Genomic DNA, 15,105 nt, shown 5'->3' on the forward strand with positions numbered 1-15,105 from the left:
AACCGTCAATCATGCCATCGGCCCAGGGGTTGATTATTGGACCTGAAAGATAATTTGGGCGGCATCAGGCAAAATCGGATCGATAAGTTCGTACAAACTAGGCAAAATCGCATTAGCGAAGAAGCGGAGCATCAACGAAGTTCCGATTTGCCCACCCAACCAGCGTGTGATCGGATAATCGATGTTGGCAAAACCGCGCACGATAAACAGATTCCAAAGCAGAATCGCCGTCAAGCCGAGAGCCAAACCACCGATGATCACACCCAGTGCGGTACCAACGATCCGATCTACCATCTCAAGATGGTGTGGTGTTTGCACGTAGCGAAAACTGTAGATTCCGACCCAGGTTAATACGATAAAGCAAAACAAATGGATCAACGCAAAAGCAACATACTGGCTAACGAAACGTTGCCCACCCAACTCGCGCACAAAGACATCGGCCAGACTTTGGTAGTAAAGACTGGCCAGCACGGTGCTGAAGTAGAACGAGAGAATGACGAGGACCAGCCGAATCGTGCCCTGAAAAAAGCCGACGGCCAGCGCGCCGAAGAAGAGCACGACGAAGAGAAGATCGATAACGTTCATAGTAATTTCTCCCGGCGCAAATTCCGGTTTACCCAAGATATACAATCTGCACAGCGATTATAGCATACCGCACGAAGCCACTCCGTGTGATGATACACGGTTTAGGTGATACTATTGCTGACCATCCTCAATCTTTACGCCAGTCTATAACAAGGATCGCCCTATGACCTCTACCAACTCGACAACCGTTCAGGCCATATCTGTGCAACCTACAGAGCAGTCTGGCTCATCGTTGCCGGGCAATACATTATCACTCGTTCCTTCGGAAGTACGACGCGGTTTACTCATCTCTATCTGGGAAGGTGCGATTGCCAATATACATATCAGTATTACAGGTGCCATCGGTGGGAGCATCTTTCTCAGTGGATTTGCGCTGTTGCTCGGTGCCAACAATTTTCAACTCGGCTTGCTTGGTGCGTTGCCATTCATCGGCCAGATGTTTCAGTTCCTGAGTGCCTACCTGGAAGCCCGGTTTGCAAATCGACGAGCCATTGTGCTCTTTTCGGCCCTGGCGGGGCGTCTGGTTTGGATGCTGTTACTCTGCCTGCCGTTCACCGGTTGGCCGGTGAACTGGCAGCTTACCGTGTTTTTCGTGGCTCTGGGTTTCTCGTATGGTCTGAATGGCATGGCAGGCAATGCTTGGATGAGCTGGATGAGCGATCTGGTTCCGTCTAATCGGCGTGGCAGCTATTTTGGCGTGCGGAATATGGTGGCCGGTATCAGTGCGATGGTGAGTGTCTATCTCGCCGGGTTGACCCTCGACCATTTTCGGACGCAGGGTGCTGAAGCGCACGGATACGCCCTGATCTTTGGGATGGCGGTGCTGGCTGCCTTCGGTGCAGCCGTGCTGATTGCCCGTCAGCCAGAGCCACCATTGAAGCCACAACCGTGGCAGGGGATTGGTTCATTTCTGTTTGACCCGCTCCGTGATACGGCTTTTCGCCGTTTTACCGTGCTCGCGACAGGCTGGGCGCTGGTTACTGGTATCGCCGCTCCCTTTTTTAATGCGTATGGCCTAACCACGCTGCAACTCGATTTCTCGCTGTTGGCACTGACCGGCATTGTGACCAGTGTCGTAACGCTCTTTTTCTCGCCGCTCGTGGGGTGGTTGATGGATCGCTACGGCTATCGTGTAGTTGTGACGACGTGTGTGATGGGGACGGTTCCACTACCACTAGGTTGGGTACTCTCAACACCTGACAACATTCTACCGCTCTGGCTAACGTCAATCTTTTCTGGCGTCTTCTGGCCGGGCGTGAATCAAGGGCTTGGAAATCTGCTGATGGAACGCGCTCCTGTCGCCCAACGTGGGGTTGCAGTGGCAATGTTTAGCCTGCATACCGGCTTGGGCACGCTGATTGCGTCGTTGATCGGTGGTGCGTTAGGGCAGGTACTAACCGGGACTACGCTGATGCTGGGGCCATTAACGGTTCACGGCCTCGCGGTATTGTTTCTGATCACGATGATTGGGCGCATTGCAATGGTTGGTGCGTTTTGGCGCGTGCTGGCCGGCAATCGCTAGGCAATACTGACCAGATGGTGTTGTGTGCTGTTGAGGATGTATCTCGCACAGTCAGCAGTCTGTACCACCATCGTTCATCGAACTATGGTAGCCACATATCAAAGCTGGCATTATCGTGGTCATCGCACGCTATCCACCTATCACGTTGAAACCACTCCTGAGTTCAGATTACCGCACCGGCGTTTCCTTGATGCACGCTGTAGGATCACACGCCGGCGTAAATCCTACTTGGGTGTTCGTGATGCATGGTTTAGCGTGCGGAAGTCATGCTTTCGTACCGGCCGTGCCCACATGCAGGTACGTGCTGCAGCGGTGCTCTTGCCGGTGATGACAAGACGAGTGGTTACGTTGAGTATAACAGGACTGGCCGTGAATTGGACGAGACAGGTGGGTGGTGGAGCGGATCAAAGGAATCGTGGGTCAGGATGCACTGTAGCGATAATGATCTGACATACAAATCTGAGCCTGCTGAAAGTGAGTTCAGCAGGCTCACTGACAGTAACGATCAAGCCTGGGGCTTGTTTACACCGGCAGCCAGTTCAAGCAACTGCAAAATTCGGGGGGCCATTGCCGCCGGATCGCGGTGTAACCCTTCGATCAGCAGTGCGTTATCGTAGAGTTGTTCGGCGGCCAGTTTGAGGAGTGGATCGTTCGGGTTGGAGGCAGCACGTTGAGCTAGCGCTGCAATCAGCGGGTGAGCTGGATTGAGTTCCAAAATGCGCGGCCCCATCTGCACTTCCTGACCGAGTACCTGCTGAATCCGCTGCATCTCGCGGCCAAAGACTGCTTCATCGGCCACCAGCCGGGCCGGGCTATCACGCAACACACGCGATGTGCGCACCTCTTTCAGACGGTCGCCAAGAATTGCAGCAATGCGTTCCGCCAATGCAGTGAACTGTTCATCATTAATGACCGGCGTTGGTCGTTCAACCTCACCCGGCAGTTCAAGATCACCCTCATCGATATTGCGCAAGCGCAACCCATCGTATTCGCGTAGACCTGACAGCATAAAGCCATCCATCAGGTCGGTGAAGAGAATGACTTCGATGTCACGTGCCCGCAGCGGATCGAGGTGTGGACTGCTCAACGCTGCATCGCGGCTGGCCGCCATCAGGTAATAAATCTCCTTCTGACCGGGGATCATGCGCTCTTTGTAGGTCGCCAGCGTGATCCATTCGTCACCGCTCTTCGTTGTCTGCACCCGCAGTAACTTGAGCAGATCATTGCGATGCTCGTAATCGGTAGCAATACCCTCTTTGATGAACGGGCCGAATTCCTTCCAGAAGGTGCGATACTTCTCCGGATCGCGCTCGGCCAGATCATTCAACTCCTTGTGGAGACGACCGGTGAGCGTTTTGCGCAGGCGTTGCATGACCGGCGATCCACCGGCGGTACCACTCTGAACGCTTTCCCGCGAGACATTCAGCGGCAGGTCTTCGCTATCCACCACACCTTCAACGAAGCGGAAATAGGCGGGCAGCAAATCTTTGGCTTCTTCAAGGATCAGCACTTTACGTGAATAGAGCTTGATCTGACCTTCAATGCGGCGTTCGAGGATGCCGCGCTCGCGCCGCGATGGAATGTAGAGAATGGCGTGCAGATCAACCGGTGCGTCAGTTGAAATGTGGATGAAGCTGAGTGGTGGCTGGCTGTCGAGCGTGAGCTGGCGGTAATAGTCGTTGTATTCGTCGTTCGTGACATCACGCGGGGCTTTGCGCCAGATCGCTGTGCGCGCATTGATCTGGCGACCATCGAGCATGATCGGGAAGGCGACGTAATTGGAATGCCGGCGCACAATTTGCTCGATCCGCCATGGATCGGCGAATTCAGCCGCGTCTTCTTTCAGGTGCAGTGTAATGGTGGTACCACGACGCTCGCGGGTAGCGGGGCCAACCGTGAAGCTATCGCCCCCGCTCGACTCCCACATCACCGCCGGTACGTTGGGGCGGTACGATTGTGAAACAACCGTTACCTTGTCGGCAACCATAAATACCGAGTAAAAGCCGACTCCAAACTGACCAATGATCTCACTTGCAGTCTGTTTGGCGCCCTCACCGGCCTGCTTGACAAAGGCGCGCGCCGCCGATTGCGCAATCGTACCGAGATGCTCCACCATTTCATCGGCGGTCATGCCGATACCGGTATCACTGATCGAGAGGGTGCGCGCTTCTTTGTTGACTTCGATGGTGATTTGTGGTTCGAGGTCGGGATCGCGCACGTCGCGATTCGTCAGCATCTCGAACTGCATGCGATTGATCGCATCAGAAGCGTTCGAGATCAGTTCGCGCAGGAAAATCTCGCGGTCGGTGTAGAGTGAATGAGCGAGAATGTAGAGTACTTGTTGTACTTCGGCTTTAAACGTATGAGACTGCCGGCCAGTTTCAGTCAACGGTTCCGTGGTCATACTTCCCCCTCGTCACAATTGAACAATGCATCGTCATCAATCTGCCTGACGTAGCGGCGGACTGAGACACTACCTCATGCATTACCATGCATTGTAATCACTCAGCCGGCAGTTGATCGTTAGAGAGTTGTTGGAAAATGACCCTGCGGATCAGCCGCCTAACTCTGACATCCCGCGCAGAGTTGGCTTCACGCCGGCAGGGAGGCCATGCCCCCATGGTTTGATATAGACGGCGTGGCGAATGATCTGTTCAAGATCGGCGATACTGGCCCCGCCCCGGACTGCAGCCCGCAGATCAACTTCGTCATCACGGAGCAGACAGAGGTGCAGGCGACCATCAGCGGTGAGCCGCATCCGGTTACAGGTGGCGCAGAAGGGGTCGCTGACGCTGGAAATAAATCCGATCACCCCCTTCGCACCGGGTAGGCGATACGTGCGCGCCGGATCACTCGGCGCGTGACCAATCTCCTCAAGCGGGCCGTAGTGTTGTTCGAGGTGCGCAATCAGCTCGGCGCTGGCCACGATACCCTCTTCAGCGAGGCCGGCCACCCCGGTGAGGGGCATTACCTCGATGAAGCGGAATTCCCAGGGTCGCTCCAGCGTCAGTCCTGCCAGCCGCACCACTTCATCATCATTCATCCCGCGCACGACCACCGCGTTCAGTTTGATGGGATGCAGGCCAGCCGCGTCAGCAGCTTCAATACCGGCCCAAACCTCTTCGAGATTACCGCCACGGGTAATCATCCGAAACTTCAGTGGATCGAGGGTGTCGATACTGATATTGACCCGATCCAGACCGGCTTCACGCAGCGGTTGGGCCAGTTTGCGCAAACGAAGCGCGTTGGTTGTCATCGCAATATGTTCGATGCCGGGAATGCGTTTCAGTTCACGCACCAGATTAACCAGATCATGGCGCAGCGTTGGTTCGCCGCCGGTCAGGCGCAACTTGCGGAAGCCGGCACGGGCAGCGGCAGTGATCACCAGCAGCAGCTCTTCATTGGTCAGCAGTTCAGGACGAGGAGCGAACTGCACACCAACGGCAGGCATGCAGTAGACACAACGCATATTGCAGCGGTCGGTCAGCGAGACGCGCAGATAGTCGATACGGCGGCCATACTGATCAAGAGCCGGCGTATCGGTGGCATAGCGGGGATGGCGGGCGGGGTCGTAGAAGATGATCGGGGTCGTGCCAGAGAGCTGGTTGGCGGTCATAGCCTCACCTCATTGTGATAAACAGACGGTGAACGAACAACCGATGTGAAACACGTACCGGTGGGCTGAATTGGTCCACCGGTGCCGAATCGGCTACACCATTGCGTACTGCAACACCGAGATGCGTGCGGCGACCTGGCGAGCCAGCTCACGGAAAATATCGGCATACGCATCAGGGGCATCACTGATCACAGCCGGCTGACCATTGTCACCACCCTCGCGCACGCTCATGCCAAGGGGAATCTGGCCGAGAACCGGTACACCCAACTGCTGCGCCAGCCGTTCGGCGCCACCGCTACCGAAAATGTCGTAGCGCTTGCCGGTATCGGGGGCGATGAAGTAGGCCATGTTCTCGACGATTCCTAACAGCGGCACGTTCACTTTGCGGAACATCTCCATCGCCTTGATTACGTCGATGGTTGCCACCTGCTGCGGCGTGGTCACGATAAGGGCACCAGTGAGAGGCAGGCTCTGGGCCAGGGTAAGGGCAACATCGCCGGTACCGGGCGGCATATCGATAATCAGATAGTCGAGTGGTGCCCAGGCAACCTGATAGAGAAATTGCCGCAGTAACTGACTGACCATCGGCCCACGCCAGATCACCGGCTGTGACTCGTCAATCAGAAACCCGACCGACATCACCTTGATCCCGTGGTTGCTCAGTGGCAACATCATCGGCTGACCATTGGCATCGCTAACGGCCATTGGCTGCCCGCGCACCCCCAGCATGAGTGGCAGGCTCGGCCCAAACACATCAGCGTCGAGCAGACCGACCTGTGCCCCCATCTGGGCCAGGGCAACCGCCAGGTTGGCCGCTACCGTACTCTTGCCGACACCGCCTTTACCGGCAGCCACCGCAATCACATTGGCAACGCCGGGAATGGCCGATTGTTCGGGAATACCGGCAGGCCGACGGACATTGGCGGTAAACTCGATGTGAACCTCTCTCACCCCTGGCACCGCCAGCACTGCTGCCTCAGCCTCACTGCGGATCTGATCTTTCAACGGACACGCCGGGGTTGTCAACTCAATCGTACAACGGACAATACCGTCACAGATGGCAATGTGCTTGACCATCTGCCGAGAAACCAGGTCGCCACCCAGCTCTGGCTCTTGCACCTGTCGCAGCGCGGCGAGAATCTGATCTTCGCTCACCGTCGCCGATTGATGATTTGTTAAGCGACCCATGTATCTACTCCATCCTCAGTTATGCGCATCTTGTTACATTATACCAGAGAATTAAGAAAGTAAGATGTTACTAAAGTCATAGACGGTGCGGGATGTCGGCGCGATGGATGATGGTTTCCGGCATATATCTAGGCGAAGCAGGTGTCATTATCTTGCTTGACAGTACGGAGTACGGTTGCTATACTCGCATTAAGACTATTCGATAGTAGCATACTCGTAAAGTGGTATATCGCCAATGAAAGTTGAGCGCAGAGCACAGGGCGCAACCCGGCGCGGCATTCTCCAGTTGTTACGCCGCCACGGTCAGATGAGCGCCATTGAGTTAAGCGATGCACTGGCAATTGGCGCGGTTGGTATTCGCCAGCACCTCACCGCTCTGGAGCAAGAGGGGCTGGTGTATGTCTGCGGTCTGCGCCGGAATGTCGGGCGTCCGGCACATCTGTATGCGCTCACCGAACGGGCCGAGGCGTTCTTTCCCAAGCATTATGAGCGGCTCGTGTGTGAACTGATCGACAGTGTTGCGGCAGTCGGTGGCGAGCCGGCAGTCAGGGAGATGCTGGAACAGCGGCGCAAGATGCTCTTCGCCCGCTTAGCTCCGCAACTGGCGGACAAGCCACGGGCGACACAGGTTGCGATACTCGCCGAAGCACTGGCCGAACAGGGGTATATGTGTGAGTGTGAACAGGGCGAGAAGGGTGATCTCTTCCTGACGCAGTATAACTGTCCGTTTGATTGTGTTGCCCGGCGCTATCCGCAAATCTGTGCCCAAGAGTTACGTCTTTACGAAGACCTGCTAGAAGCTACCATCGAGCGTGATACCACGATTGCCGAAGGTGGTCACTGTTGCCGGTATCGAATTCCGGTCTAGCACTCATAGTCGCATTCGCGGTACAATACAGGTACGCCACAGATGACGGCCAGCGGTGGCCGTCGTTGTTTGCAATTGCTACGGAGGTTTCACATGGCTTTTGAAGTTCCGCCGTTGCCTTACGACTACAATGCCCTTGAACCGTATATTGATGAAGCCACGATGCACTATCATCACGACAACCACCATCAGACGTATGTTACTAATCTGAATAATGCGCTGGCGAATTACCCGGAGTTGCAGAGCAAGACGATTGAAGAGCTGCTGGGTAATCTTGACGCCATCCCAGAGGCGATTCGGACAGCGGTGCGCAACAATGGTGGTGGGCACTGGAACCACACCTTCTTCTGGGAGATTATGGCTCCCAATGCCGGTGGTGAACCTACTGGTGATCTGGCGGCGGCAATTGATGCGGCCTTCGGCAGCTTCGACGCTTTCAAAGAGAAATTCAAGGCGGCGGCTCTGGGCCGGTTCGGTTCGGGATGGGCGTGGCTAGTAGCGGCAAAGGATGGCAGTCTCAGCATTATGAGCACCCCCAACCAGGATAACCCGCTGATGGAGGGGAAGACGGCCATCCTTGGGCTAGATGTATGGGAGCACGCCTATTACCTCAAGTACCAGTACAAGCGGGCCGCCTACGTTGATGCCTGGTGGAACGTGGTGAGTTGGGCCAAAGTTGCCGAGCACTACGCAGCGGCGAAAGGTTAATGTTGGTCGGGACGGGAGTCTCAGCCGCGTAGTGCTCCGCGAACGTGGCCGGGCACTACGCAGCGGCGAAAAGTTAAATAGACACGCTGAGAGGGGCCACAACAAACAGTGGCCCCTCTCTTTGGTAGAAACTCGTATTTCCCCCCCGGCTTATGGCACACTGGCGTTCGGGTCGAGACGATAGGTGTTGATAATCTCGTCGGTGCGGCTGACCAGCGTATCGAATTGATCTTCAGGCACCAGGGTTGTCAACACCGAGAGCTTATTGCCACGCTGCTCAATAAAACTGTTCCCCAACATCGGTGCCTGCACATTGTTGGAAGCCGTTGCGGTATACCCCCACACGATCAGGATACTGCCATCACTTTGCGGTCGCGGCTCTTCGTAGAAAAAGTCGGGTTGATTGCCAAATGTCGATTGCAAGAAGCTCACCAGCTTGTCAACCAGCTCATCATCGCTGTAGGTAGTGCTGTCTTCCAGCACATCAACAATGATTGCCGCATTGTTTGATGGATCAGACCAGAACAGGATCAGTTCGCCGGGGCGACTGTTATCGGTCAGGCTCCAGTTTTCCGGCAAGTCGATCCTGAACACGCCAGAGGGATGGTTGTAGGTCTGCAATTGACCAATTTCAACCGGAGCCAGCGCACCACCGCTGGTAGTGCCACTACCGGTTGTCGAGCTGCCGCCGATGGAAGCAGAGGGGTCAATGCGGTAGGTGTTGATAATTTCGTTGGTTTTACTCACCAGCGTCTCAAACTGCACTTCAGGCACCATGGTGGTTAGGATCGAGATCTTATCACCTCGTTGCTCAATAAAGCTGTTCCCTAGCAAGGTTGACTGAACATTGTTGTCGGCCGTGGCTGTGTACGACCAGACCACTAACTGGCTGCCATCGCTTTGCGGGCGGGCCTCTTCGTAGACAAAATCTGGCTGTTGACCGAAGCGCTCTTCGAGAAACGAGGTGAGCGCATTGACCAGTTGCTGATCGGTATAGCTCTGGCTATCTTCAACAATATTCACCCAGATCGCCCCATTGCCGGTCGGGTCTGTCCAGATCAGTAACAGCTCGGTTAGGGAGCTGTTATCCTCTAGTGTCCAATTGTTGGGAATATCGATCTGAAAGACACCACTCGCGTGCCGATAGGTCTCAAGCGGGCCAATATCAACCAGCGCCAACTGACCACTCTGGCTGGCGGCTGTTGGTGAGGGGCGTGGGGTGGCCGTCGGTTGGGCTGGGGGTAAGGTGGGACGTGGCGTGCGCGTGGGCGCAGCAGCCGCCTGTGTTGGAGTTGCAGTAGGAGCGGCGCTCCCTCCGCCACCACATGCGGTAAGGGCGAAGAGTAACAGGCCGATGAGCGAAATGAACCAATACCAGAGTGTGTAGGACATACGACCTCCTTATCAAATAACAGCGCGATGGACAACGACTCTAGACTGTGTGGCGTGCAGGAGTAGTCTCAGATGCATGTACGTGCTATGGGTGGAGAAGTTTCAGGGGATGTGTAATGGTGTTGGGCGAGGGGCAATACGAATCGTCATTATAAATATCACAAAATCGTTATTGATGTTGCCAACCTGACAAATTTGCCATTCTCTTCTCTCAATTTCTCCAGTATAATAACGATTACCACCGTCGTTCGCAAGGAGGGGTATATGTGGCGCCGTTTAATCCTCTGGTTTGCCATCTGGACACTCTTCTCCACTTCGGCGGTGGCTGCGCAGCCGTTGCTCACGGTCACGCTCGATTTTGAGGGAGTTGCCGATAATCTGGATATTACCGGCTATGGTGGGCTACAGTTTGGCGCCGGCTGGCGCTTCGGCGATGTGCGTAGCGGACGCTACAATGCCCCGTTTCCTGAACTCTGCCCTGACTTTGGCGGCACTTGCGCTTTCTGGCTGAACGGTAACGGTTTCGGGCGCGTCAGCGGCAGTGGTAGCGGCAGGATTAGCTTGCCGGCCAATGTGATCTCGTTCAGTGTTGGGGTTGCTACTTCCGAAACGCTTGATATTACAGCCTTTGCTGCCGATCGGTCTGTCCTGGCAACAACCAGGGTGCCGGCAAATATCCTGACCGGTCGCCTTGATCGAGCTACACTAACCGCACCCCCAGGGCAGGTGATTAGCTCCATCGAACTGAATGGGGTACGCGATACCTGGTTGATTGACGATATTGAGTATGTGATCAATCCTGCCTTGGGGGCGCGACCAGCCCGTCTGGTGTTGGCCCAGCGGGCTGATGATGTGGTGAAGCCAGGCGAGATGTTTAGCCTGGATATGGTGCTGGAAAATTACGGTCGGGGGCCGGCCTTTGCGACCATGATTGAGTTGCCGTTTGCTGATGATGCATTGATCCTGCTTGACGCCAAAACGAGTCGTCCCGATGTATGGGTGAGTGATGTGCAACCGGGACGCATCACAATACGCACCGGGGTGCTGGTTGCCGGGAGTGATCTGGTTACAATAACAATCCGTTTCCGGGTGCGTGAAGACGCCCCGTTGGGAACTACCATTGGTCGCGTTGCCCGACTCAGTTTCCGCGATGCGGTCAGCGAATTTGGCCGCGGCCAAAGCAATCTGCCCGCAATAGTGATTGGCGACAGTCCGGAACGCACGTTTTGGCGGACACCGACTCTTACCATTACCGGACAGATGCTGTCCTACACGGCTGCCGGCTTTGCCCCCGGCGAACCAGTTGGTATCTGGTATAACCCACCCGCCGGTGCGCCGCCGGTCACCGTGACCACCGTGCGCGCCGATGGCGATGGCCGCGTAAGTGGCTCCCTGGCACTGACAGACTTACCACCCGGTGATTATTCGCTAGTATTGTTCAGCCACCACTCGCAGCAGACGTTTGTTGGTGGGTTTAGACGGTAATGGTTACCGGGTCGGTCATTCCGGCGCTCAACCTGGCCTTGTTACTAGCCAGTCTGGCAGTTGGTGAGAGAGCTGGGAAGCGGGGCAATTATGAATTCCGATCAGCGGTTTCAGGTGCGTTGCCACTGTCACGAAACGGGCATAGCACGCTGCGGCGATTCAGGTATTTTTTGACATAAAAACCTATCTGAAACGTCTTACCTAAACATCGGTAATCCCTGCGCGACATGTCATATCAGGCTCATTCACCACTCTGGTACCGTACCTGATGCCCCGTGCACGCCATTATACCCTGGGAGCGCGTGCCTCCGGCGCACTCGCCACCTGCAATAGCCTGCGCCAGCGAACCATCCGGCACCAGTACTTCCCGCTCCCAGCGGGGGTGGGCAGGGTGGGGTGTGCCTGCATACCCTGGGAGCGTGCGCCTCTGGTGTGCTCGCCATCTGCAATAGCCCACCGCCCCTGCTTTCGGCTACGCATTACCCATACCTGGTGTCAACCACGTGCGTATCAGCGGGGATGATCGCTATAGATGCTGTTGTGGGCGACTGGCCCGGTGATAGTGCGCAGCTCCAGCCGTGCTATCACGTGCCGGATGGGTTGCCTTACGCACGCATCATGTGCGTGTCGCAGGGTTTGTCGTGCGGCAGCCATGCTGCCGCACCAGCCGTGCTCACGATCCGGCGCGTGTTACACCGTTACCCATCCTGGTTACGGCGGTACTAGATGTGCTCGTGACAATCATCGAGTCAGTCGGGCATACATGCGATACCTGGGCGTAGAGGTATTGTTGCACTTGGTTCGTGCCTGTGCACCAACGGCCACGGCCATCACCTGACGACGGTGGAGATGATGCCGGCACGCGGGCTGGAAGCCCGCGCCACGGAGAGTCCTTGCAGCCTGGCCTAACGCAGCGTGACATGTGGGTAATGCATAGCTGCTTCCGGCGGGGTAGCATATCCAATCTTGAGTGATACGGTGCATCACTGCCTGGAACCGGGTACACGGGGAATTCATGGCTATCCGTCTTCTCCGTGGCGATTCGTTGATACAGATAGGTGGATTCCGTAAGGGCGGGTTCTAAACCCGCCCTTACGCATGCGCCTGTTCACATTGCCATACGAGGGGGTGGCACAAGAGGCATGCCTGGCAACTCTCCAGCATGAGGAGTACACCCTGACCGATGCACAGTGTCGGTCAAGATTTGATATTACCGGCTGCGAATAGTGATCTCCTCGTAACTCACCGTAATCCCACTCTGATCAAAACTGGTGACCGCCAGCCCAATGTCACCGTGCGTAAATGTTGGATCGCGGGTCTGTTCAAGCTGACGCTCATTTACAAATAGCGTGATCTCATCACCGTTGAGTTCAACCCGGAGCCGATTATTTTCGGTGTCAATCGCTTCGTGCTGCGTCCAATCGATCAGGGTTATCCACTGATTGTTCTCCAACAGCTCAAGTGCGTAATACCCATCATTCGACACACTGAACAGATAAAAGTTATCCTCGTTCTGATAATTGAAGATGATACCCGCAGCGCCGACTGGCCCCCCACGAACAGTAGAATAGCTGGTTTCAATAATGACATCGCGGTAAGATCCATTCACCAACGCCCAGACCAATAGTTCTGGCTCTTTGACTTCGATGACATACCGGCCTGCTTCGTAGACATACCGTGAACTGCTATCTTCACTCTCTCCCAGTTCACTGGCCTGTGGATTCTCGAAATCATCACTGAACAAGACCCTACCGCTGCTCCCTGATGCCAGCGAACCTCCGTCCCCGGTAGTTGCCGTTGCCTCAGTCGAACTGCTGGTTGGTACGGAGTCGACAACCACGAAGATTGATACGGCAATAAATACACATATGCCGATCAAGATCAGGAGTAAGCACCCGCTTCCGCCTACCAGTCCCCAGATTAACCACTTGTTTGTCCCGGCGGTTTGCATCGGGCTTGTGGTTGAGGGTACCTGGAATGGGTCGGTGCCGGCAGGCGGTGGGCCATACGAGGCATGGGTTACCGGTGGTGGCATGAATGGATCGGGTGGCGTTCCTACACTCTGGGCAGGGGGTATGACCGGTGGTGGATAAGAAGAGGGTGTTCTTCCCACCGTCGGTTGGGAAGGAGATTCAATTGGTGGCACTCCTGCTGGCGGTTGCTCAGAGGAGATCACAACAGTTGGAGCAGCTCCCATCGGTGGCTGTTCAGGTGGAATAATGACTGTGGGTGGCACCCCTGGCGTCGGTTGCTGCGGTGGGATGACAACGGTGGGTGGTGCCCCTGAGGTCGGTTGCTGCGGTGGGATGACAACGGTGGGTGGTGCCCCTGTGGCTGACGGTGAAGGTTGCTCAGGTGCTCGCGTACCACACTCTGGGCAGAAACGATCTTCTGGGGTGAGCTTCCGTCCACAGTTCATGCAAAATATTAGGGCCGCCGTTGCTTCAGGTGAGGTTTCCGCTCCGGCTTGTCCAGGGTGAATTACCACCGTGGGTGGTGCTCCTGCAGCCGGTGCCGACGGTCGTTCAGGTGCTCGCGCACCACACTCTGGACAAAAACGATCTTCCGGTGTGAGCTTATGTCCACAGTTCGCACAAAGGGTTGGGTTCGGTGAGTCGCCCATATCTACTCCTTGGGTACTACGAGATTGTTGCTGTTGCCACGGTTCCTTTTGACATCAAATTGCGTAGTACCTCAATAAACACACGGTTCTCTTCCGCAGTGCCAAACGAAATCCGCATCCAGCCCGGTAAGCCCCACCCACTCAGCGGTGTGACCAACACCCCGTGGCGAGCAAGCTCTGCTGCCACCGCAGTATCATCGGCAATTGCGGCGACGACAAAATTGGTTTCACCGGGGATCACCGTCATCCCCATAGCCCGTAGATGGTCGGTGAGGAATACCCGGCTGGCAACGGCATGGGCCAGAGAGCGTTCGAGATGGTCAACGTCGTCAAGGGCGGCCAGGCCGGCAATCTGGGCCAGAACGTTCACGTTGAAGACCGGACGCGCCCGTTCCAGGTACGCTATCAGATCGGCGTTGCCGAAAGCGTAGCCCAGCCGTAAACCGGCCAACCCGTGAATCTTGGCGAAGGTACGTACAATCAGCAGGTTATCGCGTCCGTCGCGCAACAACGGCAGCAGATCGGGAAAATCCGGTCGCGTCACAAATTCCAGATAGGCTTCATCAACAACGACCAGCACATCAGGCGGTACCTGATCGAGAAATGCCATCAATTCAGCGGCGCCGACTGTAGTGCCGGTCGGATTGTTAGGATTACAGACAAAGATGAGGCGGGTCTGCGGCGTGATCGCGGCAGCCATGGCTGGGAGATCGTGTACCATCTCGCGCAGAGGAACCTGACGGGTAATCGCGCCTTGAGCCTGAATCCGGCGGGCATAGCTGATAAACGATCCCTGCGCCAGGACTGCTTCATCACCCTCGCCGAGCATAGCGTGGCAGACGAGCATAATCAGCTCATCTGAGCCATTGCCCAGCATCACCTGGTCGGTATGCAGATTAACGCGAGCGGCCAATGCCTCCTTCAAGGCTACGCCGCTTGCATCGGGATAACGGTGGATCGTACTCAGCGCCTCTTGCACAGCAGCCACAGCACGTGGTGATGGGCCAAGGGGATTTTCATTGGCGGACAGACGGGCAACAACGACACCGGTCGATGATTGGCGAGGTGGTGGCGCTGGTGATAAAGCCTGAAGAAACGCTTTCTTACGGATCGGCACA

Annotated in this window: 11 protein-coding genes; 4 read left to right on the forward strand and 7 right to left on the reverse strand. The window is 55.9% G+C overall.

The window, feature by feature from the left end:
• Nucleotides 1–33: 33 nt before the first annotated feature.
• Nucleotides 34–585, reverse strand: a complete 552-nt coding sequence (locus VAE55_RS02830; protein WP_322814303.1) for a CvpA family protein — start codon at nucleotides 583–585, stop codon at nucleotides 34–36.
• A gap of 163 nt (nucleotides 586–748) precedes the next feature.
• Here VAE55_RS02830 and VAE55_RS02835 point away from each other — a divergent pair, with 163 nt between their 5' ends.
• Complete coding sequence (locus VAE55_RS02835; RefSeq protein WP_322814304.1) at nucleotides 749–2,107, forward strand: MFS transporter; 1,359 nt, start codon at nucleotides 749–751, stop codon at nucleotides 2,105–2,107.
• A 505-nt stretch (nucleotides 2,108–2,612) separates the two neighbouring features.
• On the opposite strand, the gene htpG is transcribed toward VAE55_RS02835, so the two are convergent.
• The 3 genes from htpG to apbC form a co-directional block, all read right to left on the reverse strand.
• Complete coding sequence (gene htpG, locus VAE55_RS02840) at nucleotides 2,613–4,511, reverse strand: molecular chaperone HtpG (RefSeq protein ID WP_322814305.1); 1,899 nt, start codon at nucleotides 4,509–4,511, stop codon at nucleotides 2,613–2,615.
• Between the two features lie 150 nt (nucleotides 4,512–4,661).
• On the reverse strand, nucleotides 4,662–5,723 hold the full coding sequence (gene moaA / locus VAE55_RS02845) for a GTP 3',8-cyclase MoaA (protein ID WP_322814306.1): 1,062 nt from the start codon (nucleotides 5,721–5,723) through the stop codon (nucleotides 4,662–4,664).
• A 93-nt stretch (nucleotides 5,724–5,816) separates the two neighbouring features.
• Nucleotides 5,817–6,911 carry an iron-sulfur cluster carrier protein ApbC gene (gene apbC, locus VAE55_RS02850; protein ID WP_012257064.1) on the reverse strand — a complete coding sequence of 365 codons (1,095 nt, stop codon included), beginning with the start codon at nucleotides 6,909–6,911 and terminating at the stop codon, nucleotides 5,817–5,819.
• Between the two features lie 235 nt (nucleotides 6,912–7,146).
• Here apbC and VAE55_RS02855 point away from each other — a divergent pair, with 235 nt between their 5' ends.
• Complete coding sequence (locus VAE55_RS02855; protein ID WP_322814307.1) at nucleotides 7,147–7,779, forward strand: helix-turn-helix transcriptional regulator; 633 nt, start codon at nucleotides 7,147–7,149, stop codon at nucleotides 7,777–7,779.
• 93 nt (nucleotides 7,780–7,872) lie between these two features.
• On the forward strand, nucleotides 7,873–8,487 hold the full coding sequence (locus VAE55_RS02860) for a superoxide dismutase (RefSeq protein WP_322814308.1): 615 nt from the start codon (nucleotides 7,873–7,875) through the stop codon (nucleotides 8,485–8,487).
• A gap of 150 nt (nucleotides 8,488–8,637) precedes the next feature.
• On the opposite strand, the gene VAE55_RS02865 is transcribed toward VAE55_RS02860, so the two are convergent.
• Nucleotides 8,638–9,879, reverse strand: coding sequence for a hypothetical protein (locus VAE55_RS02865; protein ID WP_322814309.1), 1,242 nt, complete (start codon nucleotides 9,877–9,879; stop codon nucleotides 8,638–8,640).
• Between the two features lie 264 nt (nucleotides 9,880–10,143).
• Here VAE55_RS02865 and VAE55_RS02870 point away from each other — a divergent pair, with 264 nt between their 5' ends.
• Nucleotides 10,144–11,364, forward strand: coding sequence for a hypothetical protein (locus VAE55_RS02870; protein ID WP_322814310.1), 1,221 nt, complete (start codon nucleotides 10,144–10,146; stop codon nucleotides 11,362–11,364).
• A 1,210-nt stretch (nucleotides 11,365–12,574) separates the two neighbouring features.
• On the opposite strand, the gene VAE55_RS02875 is transcribed toward VAE55_RS02870, so the two are convergent.
• Nucleotides 12,575–13,987 carry a zinc ribbon domain-containing protein gene (locus VAE55_RS02875; RefSeq protein WP_322814311.1) on the reverse strand — a complete coding sequence of 471 codons (1,413 nt, stop codon included), beginning with the start codon at nucleotides 13,985–13,987 and terminating at the stop codon, nucleotides 12,575–12,577.
• A gap of 16 nt (nucleotides 13,988–14,003) precedes the next feature.
• Entirely contained in the window at nucleotides 14,004–15,104 is a 1,101-nt protein-coding gene (hisC, locus tag VAE55_RS02880; protein WP_322814312.1) for a histidinol-phosphate transaminase, read from the reverse strand.
• Between the last annotated feature and the right edge of the window lies 1 nt (nucleotide 15,105).

It is taken from the genome of Chloroflexus sp. (assembly GCF_034432675.1).
Taxonomy (GTDB): Bacteria; Chloroflexota; Chloroflexia; order Chloroflexales; family Chloroflexaceae; genus Chloroflexus.